This is a genomic window from Microbacterium sp. Bi128, assembly GCF_918698205.1.
This window is the reverse complement of sequence record NZ_CAKKMM010001238.1, coordinates 1-1527: the sequence shown is the minus strand read 5'-3', so window position 1 is coordinate 1527 and position 1527 is coordinate 1. Positions and strand designations below refer to the sequence as shown.

Below are 1527 nucleotides of genomic sequence, written 5' to 3'. Positions count from 1 at the left end.
AGACAGCCGTTCGCCCATCCGGATGCCCCGGTTCAGGTCCCGGGTGAAGACGTAGGCCACCAGCCCGTACTCGGTGTTGTTCGCGAGCCGGACGGCCTCGTCCTCGGTGTCAAAGGTGATGATCGGGGCGACGGGTCCGAAGATTTCCTCGGACAGGATCCGGCTGCCCTCGCTCACGCCGGTGAGGATCGTGGGCTTGTAGAAGTAGCCCGGGCCTTCGACGGCGGAGCCGCCGGTCACGGCGACAGCACCGGAGTTCACGGCGTCGGTGACGAGTTCGTGGACCTTGTCCCGGCTCTTGGCATCGATCAGCGGGCCGACCTTGGACTCGGCCTCGGTGCCGCGGGCGGTGGTCATATCCGCCATCTTCGCGGCGAACTTCTCCGCGAACTCGGCCGCGACGGACTCGTGCACGATGAACCGGTTCGCCGCGGTGCAGGCCTCGCCCATGTTCCGCAGCTTCGCCAGCATCGCCCCGGCGACGGCGGCGTCGATGTCGGCGTCCCCGAAGACGACGAACGGGGCGTTCCCGCCGAGTTCCATCGAGGTCCGCAGCACCGTCTCGGACGCGTCCGCGAGCAGCCGGCGGCCGACCTCGGTGGAACCGGTGAAGGACAGCTTGCGCAAGCGCTGATCCTTGATCAGCGGGCCCGTGGTGGCGCCGGCCGTGGAGGTCGGGATGACGTTCAGGACACCGGCGGGCAGGCCGGCCTCGACCATCACGGCCGCGAACAGCTGGGAGGTCAGCGGGGTCAGGTTCGCGGACTTGAGCACCATCGTGCAGCCGGCCGCGACCGCGGGGGCGATCTTGCGGGTGGCCATCGCCAGCGGGAAGTTCCACGGCGTGATCAAAAGGCACGGGCCCACGGGCTTCTTGGTCACCAGCAGCCGGGACTTGCCGTCCGGGGAAACCGAGTAGCGGCCGAACGCGCGGACGGCCTCTTCCGAGAACCAGCGCAGGAACTCGGCGCCGTAGGTGACCTCGCCGCGGGCCTCGGCCAGCGGTTTGCCCATCTCCAGGGTCATCAGGAGCGCGAAGTCCTCGGCCCGTTCGGTTACCAGCGCGAAGGCGCGGCGCAGGATCTCGCCGCGTTCCCGGGCCGGGACCTTGGCCCAGGACTCCTGCGCGGCAGCGGCCGCGTCCAGGGCCGCCTTGCCGTCTTCGGGACCGGCGTCGGCAATGCTGAGCAGGACCTTCCCGGTCGCGGGATCCTCGACGTCGAAGGTCTTCCCGGACACGGCCGGACGCCATTCGCCGTTGATCAGCAGACCCGTCGGAACGGACGCCAGCAGGGCGCTCTCCCGGTCCGCGGAAACAATAGGCTGGGCAGTTACAGTCACAATGACTCCCTCGTCAGCAATTCGGTTGAACTAGTGTGGGCACAAGTTTTTTGAATGAGTTTTCGTTGTAGGCGCTCGTTCCCACAGGCAGGCACGGGCGTCTGGATTACTGCCACGCTACTGCCGCGCTCACTGGCAAGTCTATGCATGCGCGCACTACTGTATCCAGACTATGCTGTGCAGCTG

The 1527-nt window shown here is 67.5% G+C and carries 1 protein-coding gene; it reads right to left on the bottom strand.

Annotated features, from left to right (window positions below):
* On the bottom strand, window positions 1-1341 hold a 1341-nt coding region (locus tag LQV45_RS31625; protein WP_230011368.1), incomplete at its 3' end, for an NAD-dependent succinate-semialdehyde dehydrogenase.
* Window positions 1342-1527 lie beyond the last annotated feature (186 nt).